General features: G+C 54.3%; 15 protein-coding genes. 12 read left to right on the plus strand and 3 right to left on the minus strand.

The window, feature by feature from the left end; genetic code table 11:
• Positions 1-80: 80 nt before the first annotated feature.
• The 5 genes from ugpB (at position 81) to ugpQ (ending at position 5,032) form a co-directional block, all read left to right on the plus strand.
• Positions 81-1,397 carry a sn-glycerol-3-phosphate ABC transporter substrate-binding protein UgpB gene (gene ugpB / locus ACMYSL_RS02040; RefSeq protein WP_181484614.1) on the plus strand — a complete coding sequence of 439 codons (1,317 nt, stop codon included), beginning with the start codon at positions 81-83 and terminating at the stop codon, positions 1,395-1,397.
• Positions 1,398-1,493: 96 nt separating this feature from the next.
• Entirely contained in the window at positions 1,494-2,381 is an 888-nt protein-coding gene (gene ugpA, locus ACMYSL_RS02045) for a sn-glycerol-3-phosphate ABC transporter permease UgpA (protein ID WP_434661264.1), read from the plus strand.
• On the plus strand, positions 2,378-3,223 hold the full coding sequence (gene ugpE, locus ACMYSL_RS02050; protein ID WP_434661265.1) for a sn-glycerol-3-phosphate ABC transporter permease UgpE: 846 nt from the start codon (positions 2,378-2,380) through the stop codon (positions 3,221-3,223). The genes ugpA and ugpE overlap by 4 nt, the downstream gene beginning before the upstream one ends.
• A gap of 1 nt (position 3,224) precedes the next feature.
• Positions 3,225-4,295 (plus strand): sn-glycerol-3-phosphate import ATP-binding protein UgpC, encoded by a 1,071-nt coding sequence (locus ACMYSL_RS02055; protein ID WP_182235157.1) that lies wholly within the window; start codon positions 3,225-3,227, stop codon positions 4,293-4,295.
• Entirely contained in the window at positions 4,292-5,032 is a 741-nt protein-coding gene (gene ugpQ / locus ACMYSL_RS02060; RefSeq protein WP_304253903.1) for a glycerophosphodiester phosphodiesterase, read from the plus strand. Before ACMYSL_RS02055 ends, ugpQ begins: the two co-directional genes overlap by 4 nt.
• Before the next feature lie 17 nt (positions 5,033-5,049).
• On the opposite strand, the gene ACMYSL_RS02065 is transcribed toward ugpQ, so the two are convergent.
• Positions 5,050-5,370 (minus strand): DUF2756 family protein, encoded by a 321-nt coding sequence (locus ACMYSL_RS02065; protein WP_304253901.1) that lies wholly within the window; start codon positions 5,368-5,370, stop codon positions 5,050-5,052.
• A gap of 121 nt (positions 5,371-5,491) precedes the next feature.
• Here ACMYSL_RS02065 and ggt point away from each other — a divergent pair, with 121 nt between their 5' ends.
• Positions 5,492-7,234: a gamma-glutamyltransferase gene (gene ggt / locus ACMYSL_RS02070; RefSeq protein WP_434661266.1), complete on the plus strand. Its 1,743-nt coding sequence runs from the start codon at positions 5,492-5,494 to the stop codon at positions 7,232-7,234.
• Between the two features lie 164 nt (positions 7,235-7,398).
• Here ggt and yhhY read toward each other — a convergent pair whose 3' ends face one another.
• Entirely contained in the window at positions 7,399-7,878 is a 480-nt protein-coding gene (gene yhhY, locus ACMYSL_RS02075; protein ID WP_181486319.1) for an N-acetyltransferase, read from the minus strand.
• Positions 7,879-8,138: 260 nt separating this feature from the next.
• Positions 8,139-8,798, minus strand: a complete 660-nt coding sequence (locus ACMYSL_RS02080) for a bactofilin family protein (RefSeq protein WP_369685495.1) — start codon at positions 8,796-8,798, stop codon at positions 8,139-8,141.
• A gap of 255 nt (positions 8,799-9,053) precedes the next feature.
• On the opposite strand from ACMYSL_RS02080, the gene ACMYSL_RS02085 reads away from it, so the two are divergent.
• The 6 genes from ACMYSL_RS02085 to asd all read left to right on the plus strand — a co-directional run bounded on the left by ACMYSL_RS02085 (position 9,054) and on the right by asd (position 15,629).
• On the plus strand, positions 9,054-10,091 hold the full coding sequence (locus tag ACMYSL_RS02085; RefSeq protein ID WP_434661267.1) for an oxidoreductase: 1,038 nt from the start codon (positions 9,054-9,056) through the stop codon (positions 10,089-10,091).
• Between the two features lie 121 nt (positions 10,092-10,212).
• The gene (locus ACMYSL_RS02090; protein WP_110274922.1) at positions 10,213-10,908 is read left to right on the plus strand and encodes a pirin family protein; all 696 of its coding nucleotides are present in this window, start codon (positions 10,213-10,215) and stop codon (positions 10,906-10,908) included.
• 113 nt (positions 10,909-11,021) lie between these two features.
• On the plus strand, positions 11,022-12,017 hold the full coding sequence (gntR, locus tag ACMYSL_RS02095) for a gluconate operon transcriptional repressor GntR (protein ID WP_434661268.1): 996 nt from the start codon (positions 11,022-11,024) through the stop codon (positions 12,015-12,017).
• Positions 12,018-12,198: 181 nt separating this feature from the next.
• Positions 12,199-12,729 (plus strand): gluconokinase, encoded by a 531-nt coding sequence (gntK, locus tag ACMYSL_RS02100; RefSeq protein ID WP_110275063.1) that lies wholly within the window; start codon positions 12,199-12,201, stop codon positions 12,727-12,729.
• Positions 12,729-14,069 carry a gluconate transporter gene (gene gntU / locus ACMYSL_RS02105; RefSeq protein ID WP_004854994.1) on the plus strand — a complete coding sequence of 447 codons (1,341 nt, stop codon included), beginning with the start codon at positions 12,729-12,731 and terminating at the stop codon, positions 14,067-14,069. The genes gntK and gntU overlap by 1 nt, the downstream gene beginning before the upstream one ends.
• 453 nt (positions 14,070-14,522) lie before the next feature.
• Positions 14,523-15,629 (plus strand): aspartate-semialdehyde dehydrogenase, encoded by a 1,107-nt coding sequence (asd, locus tag ACMYSL_RS02110; RefSeq protein ID WP_112214801.1) that lies wholly within the window; start codon positions 14,523-14,525, stop codon positions 15,627-15,629.
• Positions 15,630-15,843: the final 214 nt, after the last annotated feature.

The raw sequence follows: 15,843 nt of genomic DNA on the forward strand, positions 1-15,843 counted from the left end.
GTCATTCGAGCATGTCATGTTACCCCCGCGAGCATAAAACGCGTGAAATCGCGCATCCGGAACAACAAGAGAGATAACCGATGAAATCGTTACGACATACAGCTTTAGGACTGGCGCTCAGCCTGGCGTTTGCCGGACAAGCCCTGGCGGTAACCACTATTCCGTTCTGGCATTCGATGGAAGGGGAGTTAGGGAAAGAAGTTGATTCACTGGCGCAACGTTTCAACGCGGCCAATCCTGATTACAAAATTGTTCCGGTTTACAAAGGCAACTATGAGCAGAGCCTGAGCGCGGGTATCGCTGCGTTCCGTACTGGCAACGCCCCGGCGCTTTTGCAGGTCTATGAAGTAGGGACCGCGACGATGATGGCTTCCAAAGCCATTAAACCGGTTTATCAGGTATTCAGCGATGCGGGCATCAAGTTTGATGAGACGCAGTTCGTGCCGACCGTTTCCGGTTATTACACCGACTCCAAAACCGGCCATCTGCTCTCCCAGCCGTTTAACAGCTCCACTCCGGTGCTGTACTACAACAAAGACGCCTTCAAAAAAGCGGGTTTAGACCCGGAACAGCCACCGAAAACCTGGCAGGATCTGGCAGCCTATACCGCCAAGCTGAAAGCGGCGGGTATGAAGTGCGGCTACGCCAGCGGCTGGCAGGGCTGGATTCAGATTGAAAACTTCAGCGCCTGGCATGGTCTGCCGGTCGCCACCAAAAACAACGGCTTTGATGGTACCGATGCGGTGCTGGAGTTCAACAAGCCGGAGCAGGTGAAACATATCGCCCTGCTCGAAGAGATGAACAAGAAGGGCGACTTTAGCTACTTCGGGCGTAAAGACGAGTCCACCGAGAAGTTCTATAACGGCGACTGCGCGATTACTACCGCCTCTTCCGGCTCCCTGGCGGATATCCGTCAGTACGCCAAATTCAACTACGGCGTTGGCATGATGCCGTACGATGCCGACGTGAAGGGCGCGCCGCAGAACGCCATTATCGGCGGGGCCAGCCTGTGGGTAATGCAGGGTAAAGATAAAGAAACTTATACTGGCGTCGCTAAATTCCTCGATTTCCTCGCTAAACCAGAAAATGCTGCCGAATGGCATCAGAAAACCGGCTATCTGCCAATTACCACCGCCGCTTACAACCTGACCCGTGAGCAGGGCTTCTATGATAAGAACCCGGGTGCTGATATCGCTACGCGCCAGATGCTGAACAAGCCGCCGTTGCCGTTTACCAAGGGCCTGCGCCTGGGCAATATGCCGCAGATCCGCACCATCGTGGATGAGGAACTGGAAAGCGTATGGACCGGTAAGAAAACGCCGCAACAGGCGCTGGACTCCGCCGTTGAACGCGGTAATCAGCTGCTGCGCCGTTTTGAGCAGTCGACGAAGTCTTAACAAAATGCCCGGTGGCGCTACGCTTACCGGGCCTACAAGACCGTAGGCCGGGTAAGGCGAAGCCGCCACCCGGCGCTGTTCAGGAACCAAACTCTCATGTCATCATCCCGTCCGGTGTTTAAATCCCGCTGGCTGCCCTACGCATTAGTTGCGCCACAGTTGGTCATCACCGTTATCTTCTTTATCTGGCCTGCGGGCGAAGCGCTGTGGTATTCGCTACAGAGCGTCGATCCTTTTGGGCTCTCCAGCCAGTTTGTTGGTCTGGATAACTTCCTGATGCTATTCCACGACCCGTACTATCTTGATTCGTTCTGGACCACGATCAAGTTCAGTACGATGGTTACCTTCAGCGGCCTATTGATCTCGCTATTTTTTGCCGCGCTGGTGGATTACGTGGTGCGCGGCAGCCGTTTCTACCAAACGCTAATGCTGCTGCCTTATGCCGTTGCGCCTGCGGTGGCCGCCGTGCTGTGGATCTTCCTGTTCAACCCCGGGCGCGGGCTGATTACCCATTTTCTCGGCGAGCTTGGCTACGACTGGAACCACGCGCAGAACAGCGGACAGGCGATGTTCCTCGTGGTTTTCGCCTCGGTATGGAAGCAGATTAGTTACAACTTTCTATTCTTCTTCGCCGCGCTGCAATCTATCCCGCGTTCGCTGGTGGAAGCCGCCGCGATTGATGGCGCCGGGCCAGTTCGCCGCTTCTTCAAACTGGCGCTGCCGCTGATCGCCCCGGTGAGTTTCTTCCTGCTGGTGGTGAACCTGGTGTACGCCTTTTTTGATACTTTCCCGGTTATCGATGCCGCAACCGGCGGCGGGCCGGTACAGGCAACGACAACGCTGATTTATAAAATCTACCGTGAGGGTTTTGCCGGGCTCGACCTTTCGGCTTCCGCCGCCCAGTCGGTAGTGCTGATGTTCCTCGTCATTATTCTGACGGTGGTGCAGTTCCGCTACGTTGAAAGTAAGGTGCGCTACCAATGATTGAGAACCGTCGCGGGCTGACGATTTTCAGCCACACCATGTTGATTTTAGGCATCGCGGTAATCCTGTTCCCGCTGTATGTCGCCTTTGTTGCGGCGACGCTGGATAGCAAAGCGGTCTTTGAAACGCCGATGACCTTGATCCCCAGCGGGCACCTGCTCGACAACATGAAAACCATCTGGGTGAACGGCGTCGGGGCCAACAGCGCGCCGTTCTGGCTGATGATGCTCAACAGCTTCATTATGGCCTTCGGCATCACGGTGGGCAAAATCGCGGTATCAATGCTCTCCGCTTTCGCCATCGTCTGGTTCCGCTTTCCGCTGCGTAACCTGTTCTTCTGGATGATTTTCATCACTCTGATGCTGCCGGTTGAAGTGCGTATTTTCCCGACCGTGGAAGTCATCGCCAACCTGAAAATGCTCGATAGCTACGCCGGGCTAACGCTGCCGTTGATGGCTTCGGCCACCGCCACCTTCCTGTTCCGCCAGTTCTTTATGACGTTACCGGACGAGCTGATTGAGGCCGCTCGTATCGACGGCGCGTCACCGATGCGCTTCTTTCGCGATATCGTGCTGCCGTTGTCGAAAACCAATCTGGCGGCGCTGTTCGTAATCACCTTTATCTACGGCTGGAACCAGTACCTGTGGCCGCTGCTGATTATTCAGGATGTGAATCTTGGCACCGCCGTCGCCGGCATTAAAGGCATGATTGCCACCGGCGAAGGCACTACGCAGTGGAACCAGGTGATGGCGGCGATGCTGCTCACGCTGATTCCCCCGGTTGTCATCGTTTTAGCCATGCAGCGCGCGTTTGTGCGTGGCCTGGTCGATAGTGAGAAATAAAATGGCTGGTTTAAAACTACAGGCAGTAACGAAAAGCTGGGATGGCAAAACCCAGGTCATTCAACCGTTAACGCTGGACGTGGCGGACGGAGAATTTATCGTGATGGTCGGCCCATCGGGCTGCGGGAAATCAACGTTGCTTAGGATGGTGGCGGGGCTTGAGCGAGTGACCAGCGGCGATATCTGGATTGACCGCAAGCGCGTTACTGAAATGGAGCCGAAAGATCGCGGTATCGCGATGGTGTTCCAGAACTACGCCCTCTACCCGCATATGAGCGTGGAAGAGAACATGGCCTGGGGCTTGAAGATTCGCGGCATGGGCAAGGGATTAATTGCCGAGCGCGTGCAGGAGGCGGCAAGAATTCTGGAGCTGGACGGTCTGCTAAAGCGCCGCCCACGCGAGCTTTCCGGCGGCCAGCGCCAGCGCGTGGCGATGGGGCGAGCCATCGTTCGTGACCCGGCGGTATTCCTGTTTGATGAGCCGCTCTCCAACCTCGATGCCAAGCTGCGCGTACAGATGCGCCTTGAGCTGCAACAGCTGCATCGCCGTCTGAAAACCACTTCGCTGTACGTCACTCACGATCAGGTCGAAGCGATGACCCTCGCTCAGCGGGTGATGGTGATGAATAAGGGGATTGCCGAACAGATAGGCACGCCGATTGAAGTGTACGAAAAACCGGCCAGCCTCTTTGTGGCGAGCTTTATCGGTAGCCCGGCAATGAACCTACTGAAAGGGCGGGTCAGCGATGACGGTAGCCGCTTTGAGCTTGAGGACGGAATGCTTTTGCCAATGAACAGCGAGCATCGCCGCTACGCCGGGCGTAAGATGACGCTCGGTATCCGCCCGGAACATTTTGCATTAAGCTCGCAGGCGGAAGGTGGCGTACCGCTGGTGATGGATACGCTGGAAATTTTAGGTGCCGATAACCTCGCCCACGGGCGCTGGGGCGAACAGAAGCTGGTGGTCAGGCTGTCGCATCTGCAGCGTCCACAGGCGGGCTGCACTCTGTGGCTACATCTGCCGCCGGGGGATCTGCATCTTTTTGATAGTGAAACAGGACAACGCGCATGAGTCACTGGCCTTATCCTCATATCGTCGCCCACCGGGGCGGCGGTAAACTGGCTCCGGAAAATACCCTCGCGGCTATCGATACCGGCGCTCGCTACGGTCATACGATGATTGAGTTTGACGCTAAGTTATCGAAAGATGGGCTGATTTTTTTACTCCACGATGACAACCTCGAACGGACCAGTAACGGCTGGGGCGTGGCGGGCGAACTGGCATGGCAGGATCTGCTGAAAGTGGACGCCGGAAGCTGGTATAGCGGTGAGTTCAAAGGTGAACCGTTGCCGCTGCTGATTGAAGTGGCCGAGCGCTGCCGTCAGCACGGCATGATGGCGAATATCGAAATTAAGCCTACTACTGGTACCAGCCCGTTGACAGGTAAAATGGTGGCGCTGGCGGCCCGTGAATTCTGGCAGGGAATGACTCCGCCGCTGCTTTCGTCGTTTGAAATCGATGCTCTGGAAGCGGCACAAGAAGCTGCGCCTGAACTGCCGCGCGGGCTGCTGCTGGATGAATGGCGGGATGACTGGCGCGAACTGACCACGCGTCTGGGCTGCGTCTCAATCCATCTTAATCATAAACTGCTGGATGAAGCGCGCGTGGCGAGCCTGAAAGATGCGGGCCTGCACATCCTCGTGTATACCGTAAACAAACCCCAGCGCGCCGCCGAGCTGCTGCGTTGGGGCGTGGATTGCATCTGCACCGATGCGATTGACGTTATCGGTCCCAACTTCCCGGCGTAATCTGTGACAGGCGGCCCTTATGGGGTCGTCTGCCGCTGCAACATCCCACCGTTATTGTTCGGCAGAGGCTGCTGACGATTCAGGTTGTTATTCTGCTGTACCCGCTGCTGATTGTTATTCAACTGCGTCTGTAAATGCTGCTGCTGAGTGCGCGACTGGTTCTGAATATCCTGTTTCAGCTTGTTTTGCTGCTGCATCTGCTGGTTCTGCATCTGGTTTTGCATCCGCTGCTGGCTGGGCACCACGTACCCCGGCTGGTTGGGATTGTTATCGACGTTGAGCGGTTGTGCTAAAGCGCTCAAAGGCAGCAGCGCCGCCAGAAATAAAAGTGCTTTCATTGTTCTCTCCTCCACGTGAGTGGCATGAGTTAAGTTTACCCCCTTTCCGGCATAACAATGATTTTTTAAGACTTATCATCCAGGATTATGTGTAAATAAAAACATATTCAGGAGTATGACAATGATAAAAACAACGCGCTGGCGTCAGGTGGTCATCGCTGCTTTGCTGGCGGGCGGCAGTTTTACCGTCGCGGCAAATCCCGCTCCGCCTCCGGTATCTTATGGTGTCGAGGAAGATGTTTTTCACCCGGTTCGCGCGCAGCAGGGGATGGTCTCCTCGGTCGATGCGCTGGCAACCAACGTCGGCGTGGATATTCTGCGTCAGGGCGGCAACGCCGTGGATGCCGCCGTGGCGGTGGGCTATGCGCTGGCGGTCACGCACCCGCAGGCCGGTAATATTGGCGGTGGCGGCTTTATGATGCTGCGTACCAAAGACGGTCATACGACGGCGATCGATTTTCGTGAGATGGCCCCCGAGCAGGCCACCCGCGATATGTTTCTCGACGTTCAGGGTAACCCGGACAGCAAAAAATCGCTGACATCGCATCTGGCCTCCGGCACGCCGGGCACGGTTGCGGGTTTCTCCCTCGCGCTGGAAAAATACGGCACGATGCCGCTGAACAAGGTTATTCGTCCAGCGATTAAGCTGGCGGAAGAGGGCTTCATCGTCAACGATGCGCTGGCCGATGACCTGAAAACCTACGGTAGCGAAGTGATCCCCGAGCACGCCAACAGCCGGGCCATCTTCTGGAAAAACGGCGAGCCGCTGAAAAAGGGCGATAAACTGGTGCAAAAACAGCTGGGCAAAAGCCTGGAACTGATTGCCGAGCTGGGGCCAGATGCCTTCTATAAAGGCGTGATTGCCGACCAGATTGCCGGAGAAATGAAGAATAACGGCGGGCTTATCACCAAAGCGGATCTGGCAAATTACAAAGCGGTCGAGCGCACGCCAATTAGCGGCGAATATCGCGGCTACCAGGTCTTCTCAATGCCGCCGCCTTCATCCGGGGGCATTCACATCGTACAGATCCTCAATATCCTGGAAAATTTCGATATGCATAAGTACGGCTTCGGCAGCGCCGACGCCATGCAGGTAATGGCGGAAGCGGAAAAACATGCCTATGCCGACCGATCGGAATACCTTGGTGACCCGGACTTCGTCAAAGTGCCGTGGCAGGCGCTAACCAGCAAAGCGTACGCCAAATCGATTGCCGAACAGATCGACGTGAATAAAGCGAAACCGTCGAGCCAGATTCGCCCCGGCAAGCTGGCGCCGTATGAAAGCAATCAAACCACCCATTTCTCGGTGGTGGATAAAGACGGTAACGCCGTTGCGGTCACCTATACGCTGAATACGACCTTTGGTACCGGTATCGTGGCGGGGAGCTCAGGCATTTTGTTGAATAATCAGATGGATGACTTCTCTGCGAAACCCGGCGTGCCGAACGTTTACGGGCTGGTGGGCGGCGATGCCAACGCCGTCGAGCCGAAAAAGCGTCCGCTGTCGTCGATGTCGCCGACCATCGTGGTGAAAGATGGCAAAACCTGGCTGGTGACCGGCAGCCCCGGCGGCAGCCGTATTATCACCACCGTGCTGCAAATGGTGGTGAATACCATCGATTTCGGTATGAACGTCGCAGAAGCTACCAATGCTCCGCGCTTCCATCATCAATGGTTGCCGGATGAGCTGCGGGTGGAGAAGGGGTTTAGCCCGGATACGCTGAAGCTGCTGGAGGGAAAAGGACAGAAAGTGGCGTTGAAGGAGGCGATGGGCAGCACCCAAAGTATTATGGTCGGCCCGGATGGCACGCTGTATGGCGCATCCGATCCGCGTTCGCCAGATGATTTAACGGCAGGGTATTAGTTTCACCCTCACCCGGACTGTACACCTTGGAAGGGAGTGGGGGACAGCGGGGCCTGTGTGCGATCTTAGCTATGGTGCTCTGTGGGAGAGGCAGGGCTGTATGCGATCTAAACTACAGCTCGAAACGGTCCCCTCTCCTTTTAGGGAGAGGGTTAGGGTGAGGGTCACCCCTTCAGTCGCGCCATAAAGTACGCATCCACATACTCGCCGTTGCGCAGGGCGTATCTCTTGCCGGTTCCTTCCACAATAAAGCCAAATTTGCGGTAAAGCGCCATAGCGGATGGGTTGTCCGTAAATACGGTTAACTCGATGCGTTCGACGCGTAGCCAGTTATCACACAGATTAATCATTTCACGCATCAGCGCGCTGCCAACGCCGCGACCGTGTGCCTGCGACGCAACGCTAACGCCGAAGGTCGCCACGTGGCTGCGACGAGGATTAGGCTCGACGCTCAGCTTGAGGTGGCCGACAACCTGTTCATCGATGGTGGCGACCAGATGACGGCTACCGGGTTTCGGTAGCAGGCGCTCCTGCCACATTTCCATAGAAGGATGAGGTAGCTGTAACGTGTCGTGATAGACCTCCGGATGCGAAGTCAGCTGGCGTAAAGGTTCAGCATCGCGTGGCTCGGCATGGCGTATCACTATGTCACTCATTCTTCATTTCCTTAGTTGGCTAAAAGTCCCTTTAAACATCACTGACTTTAAAAAATGCGTCAACGACTATTTTTTGCAAAAAGGAGTAGACAAGTGCGAATGAGAATGATTATTATTGTCCTGCATTCAGGGAGACCCTTGCGGAAAGCCTGAAAGCACGACATTGCTCACATTGCTTCCAGTATTACTTTAGCCAGCCGGGTGCTGGCTTTTTTTTGCTCTTTTTTCAGCCAACTCCCGGAAGAGGGTTACTGCGCAACCTCTGCGCTTTGTATCTCAGCCTTATCTTTGATTTCCGCAGTGGTATCAGTGATAAACCCCACGACGTTGCTCTTTTCTGCGAGTGGCGGCAGTACTTCTGCCTGGCCTGAAAATACGCCACCTTTTTTGATAGCCAGCGTGCGGTAGGCTAACGTGCCGGTGATTTTGCCGTTCTTGTCGATTTCGATGGTGTCGCTGTTGCACTGGCCGATGACGCCGCCGTCAATAATCAGCTCTCGACAGAGGATATTCCCCTCGACCAGGCCACCGGTCATAATCTTTATTTGGCTGTCTTTAGCGTCGATATTGCCATTTACGGTACCGTAAATATCAACATCTCCTTCCGCAATGATATTTCCTTCAAAGCGGATGCCGCTGGCGATAATCGTGGCGGCAGGCTTTTTTATCACTGTTTGCGGGGGAGTAGTGACGGGGGCTGGCGTACTCACAGCTGGTGGCGTAGCTTCAGTAGTTTTATTCTTTTTAAACATATGGTTAACCCGATGGTATTGAAAATGAAAAACGAAGGATGACAGAGAGAAAGAACCTGATAGTAAGGCTATGTACGTAGACTCAAAGCACCAGGCCATCAGGCCAAGAAGCCAGAAGAGAAGGGCGCTGTTTAAGGCGATATACTTGCTTTCCATGCGAATGAGATGGCTACTCCTTTAGTCATCGTATTTGGGAAAGGGTGAGCGCGAAGTGGCGTCATGCCCGCGAACGTTCTGGATAAAAAATGTTCTTTTCCCGAGAATTCCTCTTATCCGTAATTTAATCAGTGGGGTCAATGAATTTGATTGATAAATTTAACATTTAAGAATTTGCTACTCTAAATAGAGGGTTAAGTTCGCTACCAGCTTGCGCTATGGTTAATAGTAGAGACCTTAACTAAGGACAGCGTTATGACTTTGCACTGCGCATTTATTGGATTTGGCAAAAGCACCACCCGCTACCATCTTCCCTATGTACTGCACCGTAAAGACCGCTGGCATGTGGCGCATATCTTCCGCCGCAGCGCAAAGCCGGAAGAGCAGTCGCCGCAGTATTCACATATCCATTTCACCAGCGACCTTGATGAGATACTCAATGACCCGCAGGTCAAGTTGGTGATTGTCTGTACCCATGCTGACAGCCACTTTGAGTATGCGAAACGGGCGCTGGAGGCGGGCAAAAACGTGCTGGTCGAAAAGCCTTTCACCCCAACTCTGGAAGAGGCGAAGGCGCTATTTTCGCTGGCGAAAAGCAAAGGGCTGACGGTCACGCCTTACCAGAATCGCCGCTTTGACTCCTGCTTCCTGACCACCAAAAAGGTTATCGAGAGTGGAAAACTCGGTGAAATTGTCGAGATTGAAAGCCACTTCGACAACTATCGCCCGGTGGATGGGGGGAAACCCGGACTGCCGCAGGACGGCGCGTTCTACGGTCTGGGCGTCCATACCATGGACCAAATTATCTCTCTGTTTGGCCGTCCGGATCACGTGTCGTATGACATTCGTAGCGTGCGCAACCAGGCCAATCCGGACGATACTTTTGAGGCTCAGTTGTTCTACGGCAACCTGAAGGCGGTCGTCAAAACCAGCCATCTGGTGAAATTGCCCTATCCAAAATTCATCGTTCATGGCCATAAAGGCTCGTTCATCAAATACGGTATTGACCAGCAGGAGACCAGCCTTAAGGCCAACATTATGCCGGGCGAGCCGGGATTCGGCGCGGACGACACGCTCGGCCTGCTGGAGTACGTCAATGAGGCGGGTGAAACCGTGCGGGAAGAGATTCCGGTTGAAACCGGTGACTATGGTCGCGTCTATGATTCGCTGTATGACACAATCGTTAGCGGTCAGCCGAATTTCGTCAAGGAATCTGAAGCTCTCACCAATATGGAGATCCTTGAACGCGGCTTTGAACAGCCATCACCCTCAACCATAACCCTCGCCAGATAAGCCACGATGGCTCCTCTGTACTCGTTCATATTTTTTGAACAGAGGAGTCAATTTTCACCCTCTATGATCGTTTGGGGATTGGGTCCACACTTAATCCATCGAAAACATACGGGGGTGCAACATGATCTTTTTACGCAAAGCTAACGAACGCGGTCACGCTAACCATGGTTGGCTGGATTCCTGGCATACTTTCTCTTTTGCTAACTATTACGACCCGAACTTTATGGGCTTCTCGGCGCTGCGCGTGATCAATGATGACGTGATTGATGCAGGCCAGGGTTTCGGTACCCATCCGCATAAAGACATGGAAATCCTGACCTATGTGCTGGAAGGCGCGGTTGAACACCAGGACAGCATGGGTAACAAAGAGCAGGTTCCGGCGGGTGAGTTCCAGATTATGAGCGCAGGCACCGGGATCCGTCACTCTGAGTACAACCCGAGCGACACCGATAAACTGCACCTGTATCAGATCTGGATCATGCCGGAAAAAAATGGCATCACCCCGCGTTACGAGCAACGTCGCTTTGACGCCGCGCAGGGCAAACAACTGGTGTTGTCACCGGATGCACGTGATGGCTCGCTGAAAGTGTTTCAGGATATGGAGTTGTACCGTTGGGCGCTGCTGAAAGATGAGCAGTCAGTGCATCAGATTGCCGCCGAACGTCGCGTGTGGATTCAGGTAGTGAAAGGCGAAGTGACCATTAATGGGACCAAAGCGACCACCAGCGATGGTCTGGCGATTTGGGATGAGCAGGCGATTTCCGTACACGCCGATAGCGATAGTGAGATACTGCTGTTCGATCTGCCGCCGGTATGATTCATTTCTAAAGAAGTCTAAATAAATTGCGCACCCTTCCCAAACATCCGGGAAGGTTGCGCTTTGTCCGTGATAAACTGAGAAAATGTTTCCCATTTATCACAGTCAGGACGATGAAAAAGAAAAGACCCGTACTTCAGGATGTAGCCGATCTTGTCGGCGTGACCAAAATGACGGTCAGTCGCTATCTACGTAACCCGGAACAGGTTTCCGAGGCGCTGCGTGGCAAGATAGCCGTTGCTCTCGATGAACTGGGTTATATTCCAAATCGCGCCCCTGACATCCTCTCTAATGCCACCAGTCGCGCCATTGGCGTGCTGCTGCCCTCGTTAACCAACCAAGTCTTTTCGGAAGTGTTGCGTGGTATTGAAAGCGTTACTGACGCTTTTGGTTATCAGACCATGCTAGCGCACTACGGCTATAAGCCGGAAATGGAAGAAAAACGCCTGGAATCGATGCTCTCCTGGAGCATCGATGGCCTGATCCTCACCGAACGTAGCCATACGCCGCGCACGCTGAAAATGATTGAAGTGGCCGGGATCCCGGTTGTCGAACTGATGGACAGCCAGTCGCCGTGCCTCGATATTGCCGTCGGCTTTGATAACTTCGAAGCGGCCCGGCAGATGACCGCGGCGATCATCAATCACGGCCACCGCCACGTTGCCTATCTTGGCGCACGTCTCGACGAACGTACTATCATCAAACAGAAGGGGTATGAGCAGGCGATGCTTGATGCCGGGATGATGCCCTACAGCGTGATGGTCGAACAGTCTTCCTCTTTTTCATCGGGAATTGAGCTGATGCGCCAGGCGCGTCGCGAATATCCGCAGCTCGACGGTATCTTCTGCACTAACGACGACCTGGCGGTTGGCGCGGCGTTCGAGTGTCAGCGCCTGGGGCTGAAAATCCCTGATGATATGGCGATTGCCGGTTTCCACGGTCATGATATCGGCCAGGTGATGGAGCCGCGTCTGGCCAGCGTTCTCACGCCGCGTGAGCGTATGGGGCGTATTGGCGCTGAACGTCTGCTGGCACGCATTCGCGGTGAAGTAGTGACGCCTAAGATGTTAGATTTAGGTTTCACATTGTCACCGGGTGGATCTATTTAAACTGACAAATTTGAAGTAGATCACACATATTCACATCTGGCACGAATGGTTATTGCTTCTCCACAAGTCCGGCATGACAATGTTACCGATAACAGTTACCCGTAACAATTAATCTGTACGCGAGCATTTCATGCCTTTTAAAGCAGCCAGGCTGCGCGTATGTGTCCAGTGGGAGGAAGCTTTGAGCACGACTAACCATGATCACCACATCTATGTCCTGATGGGCGTTTCCGGCAGTGGTAAATCCGCCGTCGCCAGCGAAGTGGCGCATCAACTGCATGCCGCGTTTCTCGACGGCGACTTTCTGCATCCACGCAGCAACATCAACAAGATGGCTTCGGGCGAACCGTTAAACGATGACGACCGCACTCCGTGGCTGCAGGCGTTGAACGATGCCGCATTCGCCATGCAGCGTACCAACAAAGTGTCGCTGATTGTCTGTTCTGCGCTGAAAAAGAGCTACCGCGACATCCTGCGTAAAGGTAACCCGAACCTCTCCTTTATCTACTTGAAAGGCGATTTCGAGGTTATTGAAAAACGCCTGAAGGCGCGCAAAGGCCACTTCTTTAAAACCCAGATGCTGGTGACGCAGTTTGAAACGCTGCAAGAACCGGGCACAGAAGAAAGCGATGTTTTAATCGTCGATATCGACCAGTCATTGGAAGGCGTGGTCGCCAGCACCATTGAGGTGATCAACAAAGGCAGTAACTAGTGAGTACATTAACGCTTGTTTTAACAGCAGTCGGCTCCGTTTTGCTGCTGCTGTTTTTAGTTATGAAGGCGCGTATGCATGCCTTCGTGGCTTTGATGGTGGTTTCTATTGGAGCAGGTCTTTTTTCCGGAATGCCGTTGGATAAAATCGCGGCGACGATGGAAAAAGGCATGGGCGGCACGCTGGGCTTTCTGGCAATCGTCGTCGCGTTAGGGGCAATGTTCGGTAAAATCCTGCATGAAACCGGCGCGGTCGACCAGATTGCCGTCAAGATGCTGAAATCTTTCGGTCACAGCCGCGCTCATTATGCGATTGGCCTGGCCGGGCTTATCTGCGCGTTGCCGCTGTTTTTTGAAGTCGCGATTGTTCTGTTGATTAGCGTGGCCTTCTCGATGGCGCGCCATACCGGTACCAACCTTGTGAAGCTGGTGATCCCGCTGTTTGCCGGGGTGGCTGCTGCTGCGGCATTTCTTCTGCCGGGGCCTGCGCCGATGCTGCTGGCTTCGCAGATGCACGCCGACTTTGGCTGGATGATCCTGATTGGCCTGTGCGCGGCAATTCCGGGGATGATCATTGCCGGGCCGCTGTGGGGCAATTTTATTAGCCGCTACGTTGAGCTGCACATCCCTGATGATATTAGCGAGCCGCACCTTGGTGAAGGCAAAATGCCGTCATTCGGCTTCAGCCTGTCGTTAATTCTGCTGCCGTTAGTGCTGGTTGGCCTGAAAACTATCGCCGCGCGCTTTGTACCGGAAGGTTCTACCGCCTACGAATGGTTTGAGTTTATCGGCCATCCGTTTACTGCGATTCTGGTTGCCTGCCTGGTGGCTATCTATGGCCTGGCGGTACGTCAGGGGATGGCGAAAGACCGGGTGATGGAGATTTGCGGCCATGCGCTCCAGCCAGCGGGGATTATCTTGTTGGTGATCGGCGCGGGTGGTGTGTTCAAACAGGTACTGGTTGACTCCGGCGTGGGTCCGGCGCTGGGCGAAGCGCTGACCGGCATGGGCCTGCCGATTGCGATCACCTGCTTCGTGCTGGCTGCGGCGGTGCGTATTATTCAGGGTTCCGCGACCGTCGCCTGCCTGACGGCCGTTGGCCTGGTGATGCCGGTTATCGAACAGTTGCACTACAGCGGCGCGCAGATGGCAGCGCTCTCTATCTGTATCGCCGGTGGCTCTATTGTGGTCAGCCACGTGAACGACGCGGGCTTCTGGCTGTTCGGTAAGTTTACCGGCGCGACCGAAGCGCAAACGCTGAAGACCTGGACGATGATGGAAACCATCCTCGGCACCGTCGGCGCGATTGTTGGTATGATTGCGTTCACGTTGTTGAGTTAAATGTAAGAAATAATGCCCGGCTGAGCAAAGCGACGCCGGGTGAGATTTCCCCACCAAATTTTTTTACTCGAAATCCTTCGTTTTACCCCCACTTAAATCCCCACGATGAGAAATACGACGAACGTCACAGATATCATCAACCCGCGCCAGCACTGGGTTTGTCGGGTTTTGTCAGGAAGATTAAAGCTACTGAATTTCCGCCCTGATCCATAATCCGGATCAATAAAATAGCGCGAGAAAATATTCCCTTCGCAATACAAATACCCTGATAATCATTACAGTTTTCCGGGACGCCAATGATGGTAGCCACGATGCAGAATTAGTTGCGTTACTGATTGCCTGGCAATCATTGATTAATTTCACTTGCGACTTTAGCTGCATTTTGTAATGTGAGGGATTAACCAGTAGGAAACTGGCTTGGCACAAACAGCACACACCTCGCAGGAATACGTTATGAAAAATGTTGGTTTTATCGGCTGGCGCGGAATGGTCGGCTCTGTCCTGATGCAACGCATGGTTGAAGAGCGCGATTTTGACGCCATTCGCCCTGTTTTTTTCTCCACCTCCCAGTTGGGGCAGCCTGCTCCATCTTTTGGTGGCAGTACCGGTGGCACGCTTCAGGATGCGTTTGACCTGGAAGCACTGAAGGCGCTGGACATTATTGTCACGTGTCAGGGCGGCGATTACACCAACGATATTTACCCGAAGCTGCGTGAAAGCGGTTGGCAGGGGTACTGGATTGACGCGGCCTCTTCGCTGCGCATGAAAGATGACGCGATTATCATTCTTGACCCAGTGAACCAGGATGTTATCACCGCTGGCTTGAACAACGGTGTGAAGACCTTTGTTGGTGGTAACTGTACCGTCAGCCTGATGCTGATGTCCCTTGGCGGCCTGTTTGCTCAGGATCTGGTTGAGTGGGTCAGCGTGGCGACTTACCAGGCGGCTTCCGGCGGCGGCGCGCGGCATATGCGCGAGCTGCTGACTCAGATGGGGCAGTTGCATAGCCATGTCGCGACAGAGCTGGCGAATCCGGCTTCCGCCATTTTGGATATTGAACGCAAAGTGACGTCGTTGACCCGCAGCGGCGAGCTGGCGGTGGACAACTTTGGCGTACCGCTGGCAGGCAGCCTGATCCCTTGGATCGACAAACAGCTGGATAACGGTCAGAGCCGCGAAGAGTGGAAAGGCCAGGCGGAGACCAACAAAATCCTCGCGACCGCTTCGGCGATTCCGGTAGACGGCCTGTGCGTTCGCGTTGGCGCGCTGCGTTGTCACAGCCAGGCGTTCACCATCAAGCTGAAAAAAGATGTTTCAATCCCGACCGTTGAGGAACTGCTGGCTGCGCACAATCCGTGGGCCAAAGTGGTTCCGAACGATCGTGACATTACCATGCGTGAGCTGACCCCAGCTGCCGTGACCGGCACCTTGACCACCCCGGTGGGTCGCTTACGTAAACTGAACATGGGGCCTGAGTATCTGTCGGCCTTCACCGTCGGTGACCAGCTCTTGTGGGGCGCAGCTGAACCGCTACGCCGCATGCTACGACAGCTGGCATAAAAAAACAGGATGAGCAAAAAGGGGTGATAGAACACCCCTTTTTTTTGCGTAATACAAGGAGTAAACGCGGATGTTTGATTTTTCCCAACGGAGGTAACGCAGCCTTGGCTATGCTTTAAGTAAGGGGCAATGATGTCTCCTTACCTGAAGGTGGGACGGAGCAGGAGGATGCACATTGTGCTGCGCCGTTCAGGTCAAAAAAAGTCGCCGGATG

This window comes from Klebsiella sp. MISC125, assembly GCF_051131775.1.
Classification (GTDB): Bacteria; Pseudomonadota; Gammaproteobacteria; order Enterobacterales; family Enterobacteriaceae; genus Klebsiella.